Source organism: Streptomyces sp. NBC_01433, from assembly GCF_026340105.1.
In the GTDB taxonomy this organism is placed as follows: Bacteria; Actinomycetota; Actinomycetes; order Streptomycetales; family Streptomycetaceae; genus Streptomyces.
In genome coordinates this window covers 46,823-64,224 of record NZ_JAPEPM010000010.1, presented here as the reverse complement: position 1 = coordinate 64,224, position 17,402 = coordinate 46,823, and the positions used below count along the sequence as shown (strand labels likewise).

The window sequence follows — 17,402 nt, the reverse complement described above, 5'->3', positions numbered from 1 at the left end:
GGAGCGGCGATATCCCGATGCCGTGGTCGCGGTCGCTGGACCTGGCGGCCGATGGGGTGTCGATGGCCGGTGTGCTGCACCGGATTGCGGACGGCACCGAACCCGTGTGGGAGCGGGCGGCCTGGACGCTGGACGGCTACGGCGCTGGCCTGCCGGAGGTGAGCGCCTGATGTCGTTGCTCCGCATCATGGACTCTGACCCGGACAAGGCCCGGCGAACGGCGGCCGCAGTGCAGCGGGCACCGGAGGCGTCCCCAGAGGTCGTCGTCGGCAACATCTCTGAGAGTCCGAACCACAGGGACGGCGGGCTCCGGGTCTTCATGGAGGTGCTGTTCCTGGAGGCCCCGGCCGCGCCCAGGAACGACTACCAGGAGGTGACCGTCGAACGAGCTGACCGGCCCCAGCCGCGCACCTCTCGGCGGGCCCTGGCGCGCGGTGGCCGCAGGAAGGCGGGGGAATGACGTCAGCCTCCGACGTGTGGCGCTCCCCTGACGGTGAGCACTTCCGGCGGTCCTGGAACGAAGAGTACGACTCACCCGTCGTCGGGCTCCGGCCCGTCGTCTACGACCCGGACACCGGACAGTGGAGCTCCGACCAAAACGCCTTACCGGTCGAGGTCGGCGCGGACCTGTTCGAGGCGACGTACATGCAGGTCCCGCTCGAACGGCTGCGGGACCCGCGCATCACCCGGCTTACCGGTCTCGTCCACGAACTGCTCGCCGACTACGAGCGGAGCACGGGCGGTCCGCCGGCGGACGCGGACGCTATCCGCGTCGCCCTGGGCGACGTCGCCGAGATCCCGGAGGAAGCTCGCAAGCATCGTCATGGTGCCGCACGCTCCGCGGCACGCCAGGGCTTCCACCAAGGCCGCAGGAGATAAACGGACGGGCCTGAGACCTCTTGCAGCTCGCGGTCGGTCCGGTACGAAAGCAGGGCCCGCGTCAGAACTGGCGCGGGCCCTCGCCGGTGCCCGGCCGCGCACGTCAAGCCGTCGAGGAGCGGCGCGACCCTGATCCAGGAGTGTCCATCAATCGATCGCTTCTTGGACAGTCTGGCCAAGCGCCCGGATCTAACCTCCTGCGGGTGAGTCCAGGCGTCCAACAAAGGTGTTCAGAAACGTGCGGCGTCCAACAACTAACCACCTCCCTTTTATGTACAGTGATCACATGACGACACCTTCCCAGTGGACAGAGGACGGCGACGCCGTCCTCGCTGCGTTCCCCGCCACCGCCACCGGCGTACTGATCGGCTACGCACGCGTCTCCACGAAGGGCCAGCTCCTCGACCGGCAGATCGCGGCACTGGAGAAAGCCGACTGTGCCCGGGTCTTCTCCGACAAGAAATCTGGCAAGAACGCCGAGCGCCCCGAGCTGTGGAAGGCACTCGACTACGCCCGCCCTGGCGACACCCTCGTGGTCCCGTCACTCGACCGCCTCGGCCGCTCCATCCAGGACCTGATCGCGATCGTCGGCGGCCTGCGCAAGCGCGGCATCGGCTTCCAGTCGCTGCATGAGTCACTCGACACCACGACTCCTGGCGGTCGGCTGGTCTTCCACGTGTTCGCTGCGCTCGCTGAGTTCATCCGGGAGCTGATCGTCCAGGGCACCGTCGAAGGCATGGCCGAAGCTCGTGCCCGCGGGGAGCGCATCGGCCGCCCGCCGGCCATGAGTGCCGAGCAGATCCGCCACGCTCGCTCGATGCTCTCTGACCCGGCCGCGTCGATCAGTTCCATTGCCAAGCTGCTCGGCATCTCCCGGACGACGCTCTACAAGTACGTGCCGGAGCTGAAGGTCGGGGGGAGGCCGACAGTAGGTGGCGTGAGCCCCAGGGAGGCGCTGGAGCCTGGGACCCGATAGTGGGCGGCAGCGGGGCTCCGGAGTCGCCATGAGCGGCGCAGGGGCCCCCATTGCCTTCCGAGTCGTCGCAGGTGGAGGCGCAGATGGCCGTTTCCGCCCCCGGTGGTTGATCGGATCCCGCGCGGCGGCAGGGTTCCGCCCCTCAATGCTGTTGCGTTACGCTGACCGGGAAATTTACGTTGCGTCACGCCATGGTGTGACGCAACGGAAAATCTCCAATCTCGTAACGCAACATCAGGAGGACCCGGTGTCGGACCGCCGCTGCGCGAACGCTGTCTGCTCCAAAGCACTGCCGGACGACTCGACTGCCCGCAGGCGGTACTGCTCAGGCGCGTGCCGCCAGGCCCACCACCGGAGCACCCATCCCGCCGCGATCGTGCGGCCAGCGCCAGACGCCCAGCTCCAGGCGGTACTGGCCGAAGTCGCGCGGGCTCGCGCCGCCGGCCTGGCCGTAGCGGCGCAGGAGCTCGCGGATCTGACCCCGGGCGATCAGGCAGTGCGCAGCGCCTACACAGCGCGGCTCCCGGAACTGGTGCGCGAGGTGATGGAGGCCGCCGTCGCGTACGACCGGTCCGCCGGACTCACCTGGGAGGGCATCGGTGAGTGGCTGGAGCTTCACCCGGACACCGCCCGTAGCCGATACGGGGCTCCTGGGAAAAGCTGACGTCAGGCGCACGAGCGGGGACAGCCGTTTCCCACGGGAGACAGATGATCGCACCGCGGGTACCCCGGGTACCCGCCGCCGGCCACCAGCTCCACCCGCCCGCGGCTTCCGATCCGACCCTTCCCCTTCACCTCTACTTTCGGCAGAACGGGCGGTCGCGTGATGGAGCTACCCGGCGGCTGAGCTGGGAGAATGGGCCATGGCTGAACAGGTTTCCTCCATCATGACGTGATGGACCTCGTGATGGCCCTCATGAAGCCCTGGGGCAAGGTGATCGTGGTCGACGCTGAGACAAACCGCCCGGTGCTGACCCTGGACGCGGACTTTCCGTCCGGCAGGTACATGCGCCTCGACGACGGGCGCCACGTACCCGATCACAGCACCGGCTGACCTTCTGCCAGATCGCCCTCCTGGCGCCCGCGCTCCTCGTACCGTGGGGCCGTGGACGACACGACGACCGAGGTAGAGCTGCACGGCGGACCGCTCGACGGCTGGGTGGTACCGGTGGACACCGACGACCCGGACCCCTGGACCGCGATCATCAGCGACTACGGCCGCTATCCCGGCGGCCGGTCCATGTACGCACCCGACGCCACCGGTACGTGGCACTGGGTCCGCGATCTCCGGCCGGAGGACCTCTGAGCACCCGCCCCGGGCACCGCGTCCGGGGCGGGTGGCTTCTTCCCCTACACCGGGCGGCGGACCAGGAGCGCACTTCGACCGAGCCCGCGACGGTAGCCGGTGAGGCTGGTATCTCGCGCGTGATGGGCCGGTCCCGGAAGTCCCGCGAAGGCCGCGACGGTAGCCGTGGCGGTCCGTACGGTCCGCCCACATGAAGATCACTGAGATGACTCCCGCCCGCCGTAAGCGCCGCAAGACGGGGCGCCCCTCCTTGCTGACCCCGGCGGTGATGGACCTCCTGACCCGCGCGACCGCCGTGGGCCTGCCGATGCAGCAGGCTGCCGACGCGGCGGGGATCGGCCGCTCCACTTTCCTGCGGTGGATGCGGGTCGGCGAGGACCTGGTGGAGACGCAGGGCGGGCGGCTCGACATCGACTCCTCCGACCCGTGCGCTGCCCTGTACGCGAGGGTGACCCGTGCCCGTGCCGCTGCGGCCGTCCGTGCCACCGGCCACATCGAGGAGGCCGCCCGCGGGGCCGTAGTCTCCGAGACCTACCGCACGTGGACGGACTCCGTCACCGGGGAGACCCGTACCGAGCGACGGGTCCGCCGGCGGCCGGGCGACTGGCGGGCGTCGGCCTGGCTCATGGACCGGCTGGACCCGCACCCGAAGTCGCTCGACGAGATGCTCGACGAAGAGGACGCGCGGATACGAGCGGAGCGTGGGGAGACCGCGATGGAGCGGGCCCTCACGCCGCACCTCCAGGACCTCGCTGCCCGGCTGCAGAAGACCATCGCGCAGTACGAAGAGTCGTCCGGTGCGGGCGACGGCGGGCCTACTCGGTGAGCGGCTCGTCGCTCGCCGATCGCAGGCCCCGGGTCCGCGCCGCCACCTGGTCCGGGGCGCCGAAGCCGGAGGCGCTGTGCTGGTGCATCACCAGTACGTCAGCCGGGGACCCGGGGTGACGGCGGGCCAGGTGGTCGAGCGCGTCGACGGCCAGGCCGTCCAGGTCATCGCCCAGGACGTGCACTGGCCCGGTGGCGCCGCACAGCGAGCACTTCAGCAGCAGCGTGGCGACCACGCTGCGGCCTCCTGCAGGTCCGAGCCCACCGGGCGGGACGCGGGGCTCCAGGCAGGGGCGGCAGTGGGGCACCACGGGCGGGCTGGGGACATCGGACGACCAGAGCAGCGCGGCGACGGATTGCATGTCCGGCGTAACGACCGGGGGACCCGGGAGCGACTATCGGCCGAGGGAGGGCCCGGAGCGCCCTGGGGCCGGTGGCCGGTAGCTGGGGCTCTGCTGAGCCTCGATCCGGGCGGTGTGGGCCTCCTGTGCCTGCCTGACCTCTGCCCGTGCGAGGGTCTCCGACCGGTGCAGCGACGGGTGGTGCTCAGCGATCCGGGCCCGCAGCTGCTTCTCGGTGCGGGCGTCGGCGGCGACGGCCCGGTACATCGCGGCGGCCTTCCGGGCGGTGGCCGCCTGCCCGTGGGCGCGGGAGACACGCTTCTGGTCGCCGGTGTCGATCTGCTGGGCGCGTGCGGGCGCCTTCGTCTCGCGCATCTCGGTGAGCCGGGCCGCGAGGGTGTCGACGTCCGGCGCCTGGCGCTGTGTGGCGCCCAGCACGGTGGCGTACGGGCTGCTCCGCACGATCTCCCACGCGGCCTCGGCGGCACGGGACGCCGCGATCCGGGCGTCGGACGCGTCCCTCCACCCGGCGGCCCGCTGCTCGGTGGCCTGCTGGGTGAGTTGACCGTGCTCCTTCCGGGAGGTGCCCGCCATGCGCAGAGCGATCCGGCCCTTGCCTGCGGCGGCCGACAGGGCGCGCAGGTGCTCGTCGGCCGTGGCCGCCACCTCGGCCGCGGCCTGCTCGCGGGCCTGCTCGGTACGCGCGACGGCCAGCTGCTCGTCGGCGAGATCGAGCAGCCGGTAGACGGGGGCGACCTCGCGCTGGCCTCGGGTCTCCCCGCGGGCCTGGCCGTCCGCGATCTGCTCCAGCAGCGAGCGCTCGGTCTCCTCGGCCTCGGCGGCGGCCCTGTCCTCGCGCCGGGCGTCGACCGGACCGGTGGCGATCAGCCGGGTGAGCTCCTGGTCGCTCCGGTCGCCGTACGGGCGCTGGGTCCAGGCCCGCGTCCCGGCCAGCTCCCGCTCGTCCTTCATCTCGGCGAGCCGCTGGGTCTGCTCGCCGGTCAGCCCGTACTCCTGCTGCTGGGGCTGGGATTCGCGCTGGCGCTGGTCGTGGAGTGTGGAGGACCGTGCGCGGGCCGCCCTGGTGTCGACACTCCGGGTGCGGGCCGGGGACGGGATGACGGCGGCGGCCGGGGCCGGCGGCTCGTGCAGGAGATCGGAGACCATCGCGTCCGGCCGCGACTGCCCCAGGAAACGGGCGTAGGCGTCGACGGCCCGCTCCAGGCGCTCCCGCTCGGTCCGGGCCGCACCGAGCCGCGCCCGGGTGTCCTCCGACTCGATGACCGCGAGCGGCAGCCACAAATGGTTCTCCCGCCGCGCCCGGGTCAGGCCGGGGTACGCCGCGAAGGCATTGGCGCCGTGCCCGTACATGAGGCTGGTGTCGCACGTCATGCCCTGCGAGGCGGCGATCGTCATGGCGTAGCCCAGCGACAGGGCACCGGAGGCCACCTGATCCGGGGTCAGCCACGCGGACACGTAAGCGTCGTCCTGGCCGCGCGTGCGGGTGCGCCACGTGATCTCGACCCGCCCGTCCGCCTCGATCCCGCTGACGATGGCCCGGTACCCGTTCAGCAGGTCCGGCCCCTCACCGCGCCTCGACCTGTAGTCGTTGGCGCGGACCCGTACGGCGTCGCCCGTGGCGAGGGTGAGCCGGTCCCCGCCGGGCAGCGCGTAGGTGTGCTCCTCGCCGAGCTCCCCGGCCGCGCGGCGGATCTGCTGCGCCCCCGCGTTCAGCGCGTCGACGTCGGAGTTGCGGGCGGCGAGCACCACCAGGTCGTCCAGGAGGTCGTGCGTGTCGGGCCACCGGTCGCGGCGGACCTCGTCCCACGCCGTGAGGATCTGCGAGCGGGCCTCGTCCGCCGACTCGGTGGGGTGGACACGGCCCCGGTCGGCGAGGAGCCGCAGCGCCTGGTCGTGGTCCCCGGTCCGCCAGACCTCCAGCGCGTGCCGCTCCGCGGCGTCCTCCTGGCGCCGGTTCTCGTGCAGGGTGAGCCCGCCGACCAGCCGGTGGACCTCGCGGTACCACCCGCCCGCGCCCACGGCCTGGAGCTGGAGCGGGTCGCCGATGCCGATCACCTTGGTCCCGGTGCGAGCCGCCTCGCGCATCAGGACCTCGGCCGCCCGGTCGTCCACCATCGTCGCCTCGTCGAGCACCAGGACGTCGATCCCGGTGAGGCCGGTCCCGGTGCGGATCTGCTGGAGCCACGAGGCCACCGTGCGGGCCGGGATGCCGGACGCCTGGGTGAGCTGCTGGGCGGCCACCGCGCTCAGGCACGCCCCGGCGTAGGTGGTGCCAGTGGCGTCCCACCCGATCCGGCACGCCTCCATCAGCGTGCTCTTGCCCGCCCCTGCGACGCCGACGACGGTGTCGATGCCGTGCCCGGCCGTCAGCAGCCGGGTCACCGCCGCACGCTGCTCGACGGACAGCTCGAAGCCCACCGCGACCTCGAAGACACCGACCGCGGCCGCCGACTGATCGGGGGTCAGCGCGGTGCGGCCTTCGCCGTGGCGGGTGAGCGCCTGGCCCCGGACGTACGCCTCGGCGTCCAGGATGTCCTGGGTGGTGTACCGGGCGGTCGACGTCATCACGGTCGACCCGTAGTCCGGCACGCGCACCGCGTACCCGGCCACGTCCAGGACCTCGTCGGCGATCTCGTCCAGGCGCCCGACACCGTCGTCCAGGCCGTACGGCAGTGCGTTGCCGACCGCCGCGAGCAGCTGCGCGCGGGAGAAAGTCTTGTCGGTGGCAGTGAGTCCGGTCTCCGGGTCGAACACGACCGCCGCGAGATCGGACGGCGGTGGAATCCGCGGCCCGCCGGGTCCGTCGACGGTGGGGCCGCTGTCCGGGCCGGGCGGTCCGGGGGCGGCGGCCGCGACCATCGCCTCGACGTCGACCCCGGCCTCCTCGGCGCGCTGCCGCCAGCTCGCCCGCATCCCGGCCGCGTCGGCGGCGTGCTTGGCTCGCAGGGTCTCGGCGGCGGCACGGTCGCGCTCCTGGCGCCCGGCCTCGTCCCCGGCCAGGTCCACGATCCGGCCGTGGCGCCGCGAGTACAGGTCGCGGACCGGCTCGGGAATCCCCTCGACCTCCCACGCCCCGGTGCGCTCAGCCTTCGTCCGGCGCACACCGAACCGGTTGTAGGTGAGCGCCCGGACGCGGGCCTTGAAGTACGCGTCGGCGGCGGCGGCGTGCCGGTGCAGGTCCTGGCCGCTGTTGCCGATCGAGCGATACTCGCCGTCCTCGCACAGCCCCATGTTGATGATCGTCACGTGGATGTGGAGGTGCGGGTCACCGGGCTGCCCGTCGCCCATCGGCCGTGCCGACTGGTGCTCGACCGACCAGGCGAGGAGACCGCCGGTCGCGAGCCGGACCGGCTGCCCGTCCTCGGAGCCGACCGCGTACCCCACCCACCGCTCGACCTCCCGGATCGTGTCCCGCTTCGCCTGGTGCACCAGGTCGCGGTACTCCCGCTCGTCCTCCTCGCCCATGAGCCCCGGCAGGACGCTGTCCGACTTGGGGACGTCGAGCATCAGGTCCCAGCCGCGCACCCGGTCATCGACCCGCTGGTCCGCGTGCTCCCGCGCATCGGCCAGCTCTCTCTCGCCGTAGACGTCGGCGAGGTCGAGGCCGGCGGCGCGGGCGAGCTTGTGCAGGGTGCCCACCTGCATCCGGTGCCGGTCGCCCTGGCGGTGGACCATCCGCTGCATCTGCGCGAGCGTCCGCTGTTGCTTCGGCTTGCCCTCCAGCAGACCGGCGGCCGCCACTCCCTGCTCCTCGGCCGCGGCCTCGATCGCCTCCACCAGGCGGGCGGTCGTGAGCTTCGCCGCCGGGTGCGCGCGGACCGACGTCTGCGTACGGATCAGCCGGGCCCCGGTCTCCGGGTGGCAGCCCGCCATCAGCCGCCGGGCCGCCTCCTTGCCCTCCTCGTCCAGCACCGCGCCCTCGGTCAGCCCGACCGCCGCGAGGCCGCTGCCCATCCACACGAGAGCGGCGCCGCCCTCCTCCCTCAGCCGGTACTCCAGCGCCGGGTCGGCCGCCTCCTGGACCACCGCGTCGGACGCCACGACCGAGCACCCTGCCTGCTCCCGCAGCCGGTACTCGACCTGCTCGTCGTCGCGGATCGCCGTCACCCACGCCATGCCCGTGCCCCCGTGTCCCGCACTGTGTCGTGCGCTGTGTCCCCGCTTGTGCTCTTGTGCTTTTCCCGGCGTGCCGGGGTTCCCCGAAGGGGAACCCCCTTCGTGCTTCCCCTGTTTTTGATCATGACCGGGACGGTCTACTCGACCGCCTCCGCCAGGACTGACACACGGGGATCCATCACCGTGCGGTGCCGGGTCCGAGGGTCCGCCGGCCGGACGGATCTGCCACGGCCCGGTGCTCGCCGTCGCCCGGGAGCTGGCCCGGCTCGATCCGTTCGGCGGGCAGCAGCCGCGGCGCGGGTCCGGCCGGTGGCGTGCTCCTGGTGGTGCTCGGGCCGGTACCGAGTCGTCGTCGCGCGGTGCTCATGCGAAGAGTCTCCCGCCTCCGGCACGCACGCACGGACACCCTCGCGACCGGTAATGGTGCGGCACGTCTTCTGGGACGGCCGGTTCCGGTGTGAGGATGACCGGGACACCGGGCGGCAGGCGGAGGCGGCGCAGATGGACGACACGGCGTACGAGGTACAGGTGACGGTGGCTGGCACGGCGGTCTGGATCGAGTCCACCCCGGGGCATCGCTCCCGGATGCCGGTGGCCTGCCGTGAGTGCGACGTCCGTACGGATCTGACGCTGGCGGCGCGCGGTGAGGATGCCTGGATCACGTGCCCGGCCGGGCACACGACCAGGGACTGGCGGCTCAGCAGCGAGGCCGTCCACGACGTCGCCGCGGCGGCGATTGAGGCCGGTGTCGCGGCGGCCCCAGCCGACGCAGAGGTCTGGCTCAGGGTCACCGCCCGGACGGACGCGCTCCCCGACTACGAGGACATCGCCTGACGCCACCAGGGAAAGACAAAAGGCTCCTGGGGCATGAGAGACAGAACGAACGCAGCGAAGCCGCCGTGAACTTCACGGCGGCTTCGCTGCGTTCGATGGGCTGTCAGTCGCCCTGTCCGTTGGGCGAGGTGGTGTAGGTGTCGCCCTTGGCGTCGGTGTAGGTGGCGCCATTGCTCAGGGCAATCGTGCTCTCCACCTGGTCCTTGAGAGCGTCGGGCAGGGGAGCCATGCTGCTGGTGCCGTCTGCGTTCTCGCTGAATCCGAAGATCATGGGTTCTTCCTTATCTAGCTTGATTGAACATGGACAGTGCTTGCTTTTTGGCTTGCGGTTTTGCTGGCCTTTTCGCTGCCGATGTCTCTAGTATGCAGACTCAGAGTCTGCATGTCTAGTGGTTCGCAGACTCCCAGAGGGAAAGGGCGCCTGTGCCGGGAGGGCTGGCTATTGTGAGCATGAAGCGACCCCCGGCACTTGCCTTGCCGGGGGTCGCTTCATGCCTCTGGTCAGGGTCCCGCGATGAGCCACAAGATCAGGGCTGCGTCGAGGTCCTGGGAGTAGCGGTAAACGACGGAGATCCCCCGGCCCCCGGTCTGTTCGGGCAGCAGCTCAACCACGAATGACTCAGAGCGGGGGTCTGCGTCCGGGAGGCCGCGGCTGTGATCGGGATCAGGTTCGCCCTCAAGCGAGCGGCGGACGGATTCGACCGCGGCCTGCTCGCTTCGGGTGAGTTCGGCGCGCAGCTTCTCGGCCCCGTCGCTATAGAAGACAGACGTCACCCGGTGGCCTCCATCTTGCGTCGGAGCTCGGCGACGACGTCCTCGGTCGACCGGGCCAAGGCGGCGAGCCCAGCTCCGTCGACACGGAGGAGCACGCGATGCCGGTACGCCTGGGTGATCTCACGGACCTGGGTCAGGTCGTCCAAGTCCGCGTCCGCCAGCTCCCTTTCGAGCTCGGCGGGGTCGGTCGGAAACCCCCAGGACTGCAGGGCGGCGCGCAGCTCGGCAAGCGTGCGCATCGACGGGACGACGTCATGGTGTTCGGGTTGCGCTGACACAGTCGGCCTCTCCTTCGGTCGGTGGTGTCGAGTCTCCTACGCGCTCGCGCTCGGGACAGCCTCTTCGAGCGCCACGATGACGAGGGCGTGGGTTCGTTTGTCCAACGAGCGAGGTGTCCATCAGTCCTTGTACGCGATGGGGCTGAGCCCGGAGTGGGCCCGGTTCAGCGCCTCGAACAGCGTCTGCGCCGCCGCCTTCGCCTCGGCGAGACCGTCGTACGCGGCCGCAAGGTCGGTGTCGAGCGTGTTCCTGTCGCTGCGCAGGTTCCCGCTCGCCTCCAGATGCATCACCAGTGCCTCGGTCTGCTCCAGGGCCTGCGACAGGACCATAGCCGCCTGGGAGAGGTTGCCCACCACGCTGTAGGCGTCGCCGGGGAACTCCCAGTTCTCGCCTCCCCGGGTCGGGGCGAGCGTGGCGTGGTTGAGGGCACGGAGGGCCTCGTACGCGTCGTCGGCGAGCTTGGCGGGTGTCTTGTCGGTCATGGGGTCGGTCTCCTTTTTGGATGAACCCGGGGCCGCCGTGACGGCGACCCCGGGTTCATCCTGTCGTGCGGTTCGGACAGCGCGGGGCGATCAGGCAATGTCGCCCTGAAGGGGGCCGCCCCTACCACCGTCAAGGTCGACCATGAGCATGTCTGTCGGGGTCAGGGCCTCGGTGACGCCGGTGGTCAGGTCGAGGATGTCGGCGTGGTCGAAGGCCAGCGGCGGCAGGTTGGAGGCAGGCCACCAACGGGCCGTGCGGGCGTCGTCCCCGGCGAGGATCGGGGTGTCGGCCGGGACGACCGCGAGATAGGCGGCGGTGACGTACCGGCCGCGCGGGTCGCGGCCGGGCTGGTCGAAGACGCCGATCTGACGCAGGTCTTCGGCGGCGACGTGGACACCGGTCTCTTCAGCCAGCTCCCGGGCCGCTGCTGTACGGCTTGTCTCTCCAACGTCGCAATGGCCACCCGGCAGCGCCCACGCGCCCTCGTGCGGCGGCCAGCCGCGCTCGATGAGCAGCACGTCACCATTCGGCGTCATCGCGACTACATCGGCGGTGTAGCGGATGCTCTCGGGTTCGGTCCGGTTGTGGACTCCGGCGGGCAGGAGGTCCTGGTCGACGTCCCGGTGCTCGATGGTGGCCCCGCCGGCGACCCCGAGCAGCAGCTCATACGAAGCGCGGGCCAGGCCGACGCTGCGGTGCCGGCCCCCGGTGCAGCCCCACGCGATCGTGACGTCGGCGCCCGTGTCCTCGGCAAGGCCGCGGGCAGTGGCGACGGCGTTCAACGCGAGGCGCTCGGCGCCCAGGGTAGTCATGACGTGGTCGTAGACCTCCTCGTCGAGGCCCGTGCGGTGCTTCAGCTCCGGGTTGTAAAACGGGTTGCGGAGCAGGGCTCGGAGGTCGAAGACCAGGTCGGCGGTGGGGGTCGGTCCGTGGCCGTAGCCGAAGGAGACGATGCGGATGGTCATGGGTCAGCTCTCCTCAAGGTGCTTGGTCGGGCAAGCGGGATGTGCCGGAAGTCGGATTGGCTGTATCTGGCCAGCTAGAAGGCCGCGATGAGGAGTGCGGCGACACCGAGCCAGAAGTGGTGGAAGCTCTGGTCCAGATGGAAGGCCCCGGTACCGGTGGTGAGGGCGGGCCGTCCGTCTGCGGTGACCGGGTGGTCCGGGTGCGCGGCGCCGCCGAGGTTGTAGTACTCGCTCTTCTCGATCGCCTTCGCGAACCGGGCCAAGGTCGTCCGTCGGTCCGCCCAGTAGTGGCTGGCGGCATCCAGGCCCAGCCCGACGATCAGGCCAAGCGTGGTGACGCGGAGGTCGAGGACGGACACAACGACCGCCAGAACGAGAACTTTGGTAGCGGTCAGCGTGAGGACGTGGCGCCCGCAGGCCAGCCGGGCGGACCACCCAGGCCCGCCCTTGGCGCACGCCTGATGGTGCGTCTGGACCCACTGGTCACCGACCGAATGTCCGATGAGGAGTGCTACGAACACGGCGGCGAAGACTGCTGCGGTCATGACTGGACTCCTGACTGATTCACGATTTCGTTTCCGCTTGCTTTCCTGCTTGCGATAATTCGAGTATGCAGACTCGGAGTCGACATGTCTACCGTTTCGCAGACTCCGAGTCTGCGCAATGGGTGTTTTGGCTGGTCAGTGCCCTAAAGAACTTCTCGCGCTTTACGGGTCGGCTCTGCTCTGCGAGTGAGTACCGCCCGTGATTCATCTCCTGCAGTGCGTCTGCCTGGAAGGCGCGCGCCTGAGACGCGCGGCTGCGGGGAGGGGTAGAGCGGACGGGCGCGTCCGCGCCCGGCACCCCCGTCTGCGGCCTGTGGCGACCGCGCGTTCACCGTCACCGCCCGCTCGGCCGCAAGCGGCCTCCCGTGCGGCGCCGGGCGCGGTCGCCGTACCTTCCGCACGTCACACGCACGTCCTCACAGCAAGAGCCCCACTGAGCGCTGCAACTCAGCGAGGCTCAAGGAAGCCACCCAAAGCGGGGGCGGGGATCGCTGGGATCGGGCCGTACCCGGGTGCCGGTCAGTTGACGGCGGCGGGCTCCGGCTCCTCCTGGTCGAGGTCGAGGTGCTCCTCCGTGTCCGCGTCCTTGGCGCCGGCGGACTCGATGTCGAGCAGGGGCTCGGGGAGGCGGTAGCCGCGGCCGACCCGGGCGGCGTCCAGGTACCGGGCGGCCTCGTCCTCCCGGAGTTCGATGCGGTGGAGGCCGAAGGCGAGCGCGGCGAGGTCGGCTGGAGTGGCGGGTGCCTCCAGCGGGGCGACCAGCTTGTCGGCGGCGCGCATGAGCTTGTTGTGACGCTGCTGGGCTCGGCGGTTCTCGAACATGGCGGGTCTCCCTCTCGTCAGCTGCGGACTGCGGTGTCGTCGGCGTCGGCCTCTTCGCACGCCTTGCTGCAGTACGGGCCCCGGTGGTGGTAGAGCGGGGCGCCGCACAGGGTGCACTCGCCGGGCTCGGGCTCCAGGGCACCGTGTGTGTGCCACGGGGGTTCGTCGGACCACGGGTCGTCCTCCGGGTCCGGGGCGGGACGCAGGCCGGAGACCTGGTCCAGGAGCACCCAGAGCCGGTCTCCAGCAGCGCCGTACTCCGGCGCGATGATCGAGACGTACGTGCCGTGGGCGACCTGGTCGTAGAGGCTGCGGTTCAGCTCGGGCCACTGGACAGCCATGTCCTCGCGGCTGATCCGGCCTGCGAAGGCGGTGACCGCCTCGCAATCGCAGGTCGTCACGATGACCGGCTCGTCCTGGAGGCCGCCGCGCCGGTAGTCGTTGACGCGGACGACCATGCCGGCGCTGTTGGCAGCGTCGACCAAGCGGGGCAGCAGCTCGGGGTCGGCGACGACCAGCTCGACCGCGGCCCGCTGCTCCCACCACAGGCCGTTCTCTCCCGTACCGGCGGATCCGGGCTGCGATTGAGTGGTGATGTACCCGGCGCGGCACAGGGCTGCGAGGCTCGGCACCAGGTACTCGGTCTCCTCGTCGGGTCCGTAGCGGGCGGCGTAACCGGGGCGAGAGGCAATCTCGCCCTCCAGCCAGAGCGCCATCAGTTCACCGAGGTCGGTGACGGTCCGGGCGGACGTCCAGCGGCGCCGGTCTGCGCGGCTCATCCACGGGAACTTGAGCTTCATGGTCAGCCCTTCACGATCATGCTGTCGGGGCAGCGGCCGCCCATGTGGGACACGCACGCCGGGCAGTCCTCGCGCGGGCCGAGGTGCTTGTGCTGCTCGCGGCTGTCGTAGGCGTGCAGCCAGCACTGGCGGCACTGGCCCTTCGGGGGGTTCAACGCCTTCTTGCTCGCCATCGTGATCTCCACTCAGCTCAGTGATTGACGTTGGTGGTGGACCGGCCGAAGCCGCGGTTCGTGTTCGTGACGTGGGTGTGGTGCTCGTGCCGCTCGACCGTCCCGCCGCCTCGCGTCAGGGAGGGTGCGAGCTTCCAGCCGACGACGGCGAGGGCGATCCACATCAGGCCGCCCGCTCCGACTCCGGCGAGCGGGGCCAGGGCCTGGCCAATGCCCCATCCGGTGCCGGCGGCGAGTACGCCTCCGGCCGCGATCATCTGGGCGCGCGGGTCGAGGAGGGGCTGCGGGGAGAGGTCGCGGGGCGGCATCGGCTGCATGGGGCCGGGGGCGGCGGAGCGTCGCATCGGGATCATCCGTCCGTACGCGTCGGGGACCCAGACGACCGGGTCACTCTCGTCGTGGAGCTGGACCGCTCCGGAGACCGGGACCAGCGGCATCTCGTAGCGCGGGGTGATGTCGTAGGACGGCTTGTACAGCCGGTTCGGCTGGACCGCGGCGTCGGTGCGCGGTGTCTCGGGGGCGCGGTCGGTGCTCACGGTCAACCTCCTGGCGGGGGCGGCCCCCGGGGGATCCCGGGGGCCGGGCTGGTCAGTCCTTCGTGCGGTACTGCTTCGTGCGCTTGGCGATGTGGTCGCGGCTGAAGTCGGTGGCCTCGGCTGCGTCGAGCTGGAGGGCCTCGCCCTTGTCCAGCTCGGCGGCGATGGCCTGCCACATCACGTCGTCGGCAGCGGTCTTGGCCTGCTCGGCGTCCTCGTGCGCCTGGTCGCGGGTCTTCTTCAGTTCAGCGATCCGGGCCTTGGCTGCGGCGCGTGTTTCGGCGTCGGGGCGAGGGCTCATGGTGGTGGGCTCCGTTTCGGTTTTGAGGGACGATGAGTCTCCCCCCGCTGCCTTTGCGGAGCGGGACCGGGGCCCGGGACGGCCGGCGGACCTTGGCCGGGATGGCGGCCGTCCCGGGGCGGCCCTACTGCCGGGCGGGCGCGGAGGGCTGCGGAACCGTAGCTTCGGCGGCTCCGGCGACCTGTTGCAGGACATCCCGCACACCGCTGGCGGCGTTTTCCAGGTTGTCGGCGAGGGATGCGCAGCCGAGGGCATCGGCGCGGGCCTTCAGCGCGGTGAGGTAATGCCACGTGTCGTTCATCTCGTCGTGCAGGTCGACCAGGCCGGGCTGGAGAGCGAGCGCGTCGGTGAGGCTGGCCGCTCCACGGCGGTGGGTCGCCACGCGTCCCTCGTGAGCGTCGAAGGCGTTCATGCCAATGACCTCGGCGACGTCTTCCACGCTGTCGTATGCCCAGCTCTGGCCGATGAGGCTGAGCAGGAAGGTCTTCATACGTCCGGGCTTGTCCACTGCTGTCTCCTTGCTTGTTGTCTGCAGTTCGGGATCGGGGCCCGGAGCGGCCGGCGGACCTTGGCCGGGATGGCGGCCGCCCCGGGGCGGAGTCAGCGGCGGCGGCGCGGCCCGGAGTCCGGGATGCGGCGGGAGGGGACGTTGATCGAGCCGGACATCGAGCGGGGGCGGATGTCGAGGCGCTCATCGAGCGCGGCAGCGGTGGCCGTGATGTTGATGGAGCCGGACATCGTCTTGGCGTCGATGTCGCCGCCAGCGGTCGCGTGGGCACGGATCGAGCCGGACATCGTCTTGAGCCTGGCCGTACCGGCGAAGTCCTGGATGTCGATGGAGCCGGACATCGTGCTGGCGTCGACTACGTCGGTGATGTTGAGGTACACACCGCCGGACATCGTCTTGGCGCTGATGTCCGATGCCTTGTTGACCGTGACGGACCCCGACTTGGTGGAGGCGGTGACCTTCTCTGCGTCGTCGACCCGCAGGTCACCGGACTGGGTGTGGCCAGAGACCAGGGCGAAGGTGCCGATGGCCTCGATGTCAGCGGAATCGGTGCGGCCGATGACCTTGCTGCCCGGCGGCACGATGGCGGTGATCTTGATGGGAGCCGTACCTGTGACGACCATGGCCTGGCCGGAGACCTTCACACCGTTCATGTAGACGTCACCGCTGAAGAATCCGCCGTTGATCACGCCGCCCTGGAAGTTCCCCGAGTGCTGGACCACCGTGACACCCCCGCCGGTGATGATGGTGCTGCCACAGTTGGAGCCGCCCTGGCCCGTCACGCTGACGTTGAGGCCGGTGGCGGACTGGCGGAGCATCGCCTCACGGACAGCCGTAGCGGCGGGGCCGTCCTCGTCGGTGGTGCTGATGGTGAGGGTGGCACGCTCGCAGTCGGCAATGGCCTGGACGGAGATGGCGCCGCCGTTGCCCAGAAGGCTGGCGTCGATGGTGACGGGGCCGGTGGTCTCTGCGGCGATCTTTCGGGTGGTCACAGGTCGTCTCCCTTGCTTTTCCGCTTGCATTCTCGCTTGCGGTAATTCGAGTATGCAGACTCAGAGTCGGCATGTCTACTGCTTCGCAGACTCGCAGTCTGCATGATTGGTGTTTTTGCTGGTCAGCGGCCTGAAAGTTTTTCCGGCGTGCGGTCTTTCAGGTGGCGCTGCGGTGACAGACCCCGCACGGGATCTTGACCTCGCGGGTCTTGCCCGTCGCGGAGTGGACCTTGGTGGAGAGGGTGACCATGCCGCTGCGGCAGCCCTTGACGGTGCATCGCTTCGTCTTCGGCTTCGGGCTGGCGGTCGGACCGGCGCCGCCGGTCTGCAGCGTCCAGGCCGTGGTGAGGGCGGTTGCTTTCGCCGCGCTGGCCGCGCCGCCGGCCTTCGCCTTCGCCGCGTCGGCGACGGCCCCGGCCTTCGCTTTCACCTGAGCCTTGCCCGCCTTCTTCTTGCCGCCCCACCACCGTTTGGTGTCCTTGCGGACCTCACCGCTGAGTGCCCGCAGCACGACGACCGCGTCGTCGAGGACGAACTCCGGGACCAGCTCGCCGTACATGGTCACGCCACGCCATTCGGCGAAGAAGCTGTCGACGTCACCGGCCTTCTCGCGTCCGGTCCGCGCCGCCAGCACTGCGTCGACGAGGCCGTTCGTGATCACCCGGGAGCAGTCCTCCCAGTGCCCGCAGGACAGGCAGGAAACGGAGGCCGGGAACACCTCGCGCGGGCCGCGTTTGTAGATTCGCAGGGCGTACCCGCTGTCGCACTGGGTGCAGAGCAGCGGAACACTGTTGAGGTGGGCGAGGCCCTGGAGGCTGAGGTCAGGAGGGCTGGTGAACACGGATCCGCCTTCCGGTCGTTCTGTCAGGGTTTGGGTAGCCCTCGACCTGGACGGGATCCCGGAAGCGTCCACATCGATGCAGGTC

Annotated in this window: 25 protein-coding genes and 1 pseudogene; 8 read left to right on the top strand and 18 right to left on the bottom strand. The window is 70.7% G+C overall.

Translation table 11 applies throughout. The annotated features are described in order from the left end of the window. Window positions 1–169: 169 nt before the first annotated feature. From OG413_RS46840 to OG413_RS46810, 7 genes are all read left to right on the top strand, one after another. Window positions 170–460: a hypothetical protein gene (locus tag OG413_RS46840; protein WP_266816029.1), complete on the top strand. Its 291-nt coding sequence runs from the start codon at window positions 170–172 to the stop codon at window positions 458–460. Continuing rightward, complete coding sequence (locus OG413_RS46835) at window positions 457–879, top strand: hypothetical protein (RefSeq protein WP_266816028.1); 423 nt, start codon at window positions 457–459, stop codon at window positions 877–879. Before OG413_RS46840 ends, OG413_RS46835 begins: the two co-directional genes overlap by 4 nt. A gap of 286 nt (window positions 880–1,165) precedes the next feature. Continuing rightward, a complete protein-coding gene (locus tag OG413_RS46830) occupies window positions 1,166–1,855 on the top strand; it encodes a recombinase family protein (protein ID WP_266816027.1) in 690 nt (229 codons plus the stop codon). Between the two features lie 376 nt (window positions 1,856–2,231). Continuing rightward, window positions 2,232–2,519 carry a hypothetical protein gene (locus OG413_RS46825; RefSeq protein ID WP_266816026.1) on the top strand — a complete coding sequence of 96 codons (288 nt, stop codon included), beginning with the start codon at window positions 2,232–2,234 and terminating at the stop codon, window positions 2,517–2,519. Window positions 2,520–2,750: 231 nt separating this feature from the next. Then, on the top strand, window positions 2,751–2,909 hold the full coding sequence (locus tag OG413_RS46820) for a hypothetical protein (protein WP_266816025.1): 159 nt from the start codon (window positions 2,751–2,753) through the stop codon (window positions 2,907–2,909). Between the two features lie 51 nt (window positions 2,910–2,960). After that, window positions 2,961–3,161, top strand: coding sequence for a hypothetical protein (locus OG413_RS46815; protein ID WP_266816024.1), 201 nt, complete (start codon window positions 2,961–2,963; stop codon window positions 3,159–3,161). A gap of 190 nt (window positions 3,162–3,351) precedes the next feature. Next, a complete protein-coding gene (locus OG413_RS46810; RefSeq protein ID WP_266816023.1) occupies window positions 3,352–3,987 on the top strand; it encodes a hypothetical protein in 636 nt (211 codons plus the stop codon). Here the strand turns inward: OG413_RS46810 and OG413_RS46805 are convergent. From OG413_RS46805 to OG413_RS46795, 3 genes are all read right to left on the bottom strand, one after another. Beyond that, a complete protein-coding gene (locus OG413_RS46805) occupies window positions 3,977–4,222 on the bottom strand; it encodes a hypothetical protein (RefSeq protein ID WP_266816022.1) in 246 nt (81 codons plus the stop codon). The two genes, OG413_RS46810 and OG413_RS46805, sit on opposite strands and share 11 nt — an antisense overlap. 159 nt (window positions 4,223–4,381) lie before the next feature. After that, window positions 4,382–8,464, bottom strand: coding sequence for a MobF family relaxase (mobF, locus tag OG413_RS46800; RefSeq protein ID WP_266816021.1), 4,083 nt, complete (start codon window positions 8,462–8,464; stop codon window positions 4,382–4,384). A gap of 178 nt (window positions 8,465–8,642) precedes the next feature. Beyond that, window positions 8,643–8,831: a hypothetical protein gene (locus tag OG413_RS46795; protein ID WP_266816020.1), complete on the bottom strand. Its 189-nt coding sequence runs from the start codon at window positions 8,829–8,831 to the stop codon at window positions 8,643–8,645. A gap of 134 nt (window positions 8,832–8,965) precedes the next feature. On the opposite strand from OG413_RS46795, the gene OG413_RS46790 reads away from it, so the two are divergent. Next, complete coding sequence (locus tag OG413_RS46790; protein ID WP_266816019.1) at window positions 8,966–9,298, top strand: hypothetical protein; 333 nt, start codon at window positions 8,966–8,968, stop codon at window positions 9,296–9,298. Window positions 9,299–9,401: 103 nt separating this feature from the next. On the opposite strand, the gene OG413_RS46785 is transcribed toward OG413_RS46790, so the two are convergent. From OG413_RS46785 to OG413_RS46715, 15 genes and pseudogenes are all read right to left on the bottom strand, one after another. Further along, the gene (locus OG413_RS46785) at window positions 9,402–9,569 is read right to left on the bottom strand and encodes a hypothetical protein (protein ID WP_266816018.1); all 168 of its coding nucleotides are present in this window, start codon (window positions 9,567–9,569) and stop codon (window positions 9,402–9,404) included. A 230-nt stretch (window positions 9,570–9,799) separates the two neighbouring features. Further along, entirely contained in the window at window positions 9,800–10,072 is a 273-nt protein-coding gene (locus tag OG413_RS46780) for a hypothetical protein (protein WP_266816017.1), read from the bottom strand. Continuing rightward, window positions 10,069–10,350: a hypothetical protein gene (locus OG413_RS46775; protein ID WP_266816016.1), complete on the bottom strand. Its 282-nt coding sequence runs from the start codon at window positions 10,348–10,350 to the stop codon at window positions 10,069–10,071. Before OG413_RS46775 ends, OG413_RS46780 begins: the two co-directional genes overlap by 4 nt. A 120-nt stretch (window positions 10,351–10,470) precedes the next feature. After that, on the bottom strand, window positions 10,471–10,833 hold the full coding sequence (locus OG413_RS46770) for a hypothetical protein (protein WP_266816015.1): 363 nt from the start codon (window positions 10,831–10,833) through the stop codon (window positions 10,471–10,473). A gap of 90 nt (window positions 10,834–10,923) precedes the next feature. Beyond that, window positions 10,924–11,436 carry an NUDIX hydrolase gene (locus OG413_RS46765; protein WP_266816031.1) on the bottom strand — a complete coding sequence of 171 codons (513 nt, stop codon included), beginning with the start codon at window positions 11,434–11,436 and terminating at the stop codon, window positions 10,924–10,926. Window positions 11,437–11,454: 18 nt separating this feature from the next. Beyond that, a pseudogene (locus tag OG413_RS46760) lies at window positions 11,455–11,799 on the bottom strand (RNase adapter RapZ); the annotation flags it as partial. A 74-nt stretch (window positions 11,800–11,873) separates the two neighbouring features. Beyond that, window positions 11,874–12,344, bottom strand: a complete 471-nt coding sequence (locus tag OG413_RS46755) for a transcriptional regulator (protein ID WP_266816014.1) — start codon at window positions 12,342–12,344, stop codon at window positions 11,874–11,876. Between the two features lie 519 nt (window positions 12,345–12,863). After that, a complete protein-coding gene (locus OG413_RS46750) occupies window positions 12,864–13,166 on the bottom strand; it encodes a hypothetical protein (protein WP_266816013.1) in 303 nt (100 codons plus the stop codon). A gap of 17 nt (window positions 13,167–13,183) precedes the next feature. After that, complete coding sequence (locus OG413_RS46745) at window positions 13,184–13,966, bottom strand: hypothetical protein (RefSeq protein ID WP_266816012.1); 783 nt, start codon at window positions 13,964–13,966, stop codon at window positions 13,184–13,186. Window positions 13,967–13,968: 2 nt separating this feature from the next. Next, window positions 13,969–14,139, bottom strand: a complete 171-nt coding sequence (locus tag OG413_RS46740) for a pRL2-8 (protein WP_266816011.1) — start codon at window positions 14,137–14,139, stop codon at window positions 13,969–13,971. Between the two features lie 17 nt (window positions 14,140–14,156). Next, the gene (locus tag OG413_RS46735) at window positions 14,157–14,675 is read right to left on the bottom strand and encodes a hypothetical protein (RefSeq protein WP_266816010.1); all 519 of its coding nucleotides are present in this window, start codon (window positions 14,673–14,675) and stop codon (window positions 14,157–14,159) included. 52 nt (window positions 14,676–14,727) lie between these two features. After that, window positions 14,728–14,976, bottom strand: coding sequence for a hypothetical protein (locus OG413_RS46730; RefSeq protein WP_266816009.1), 249 nt, complete (start codon window positions 14,974–14,976; stop codon window positions 14,728–14,730). Window positions 14,977–15,100: 124 nt separating this feature from the next. Then, a complete protein-coding gene (locus tag OG413_RS46725) occupies window positions 15,101–15,484 on the bottom strand; it encodes a hypothetical protein (RefSeq protein ID WP_266816008.1) in 384 nt (127 codons plus the stop codon). Between the two features lie 92 nt (window positions 15,485–15,576). After that, window positions 15,577–16,476 carry a DUF4097 family beta strand repeat-containing protein gene (locus OG413_RS46720; RefSeq protein WP_266816007.1) on the bottom strand — a complete coding sequence of 300 codons (900 nt, stop codon included), beginning with the start codon at window positions 16,474–16,476 and terminating at the stop codon, window positions 15,577–15,579. Window positions 16,477–16,633: 157 nt separating this feature from the next. Beyond that, window positions 16,634–17,317 carry a hypothetical protein gene (locus OG413_RS46715; RefSeq protein WP_266816006.1) on the bottom strand — a complete coding sequence of 228 codons (684 nt, stop codon included), beginning with the start codon at window positions 17,315–17,317 and terminating at the stop codon, window positions 16,634–16,636. Between the last annotated feature and the right edge of the window lie 85 nt (window positions 17,318–17,402).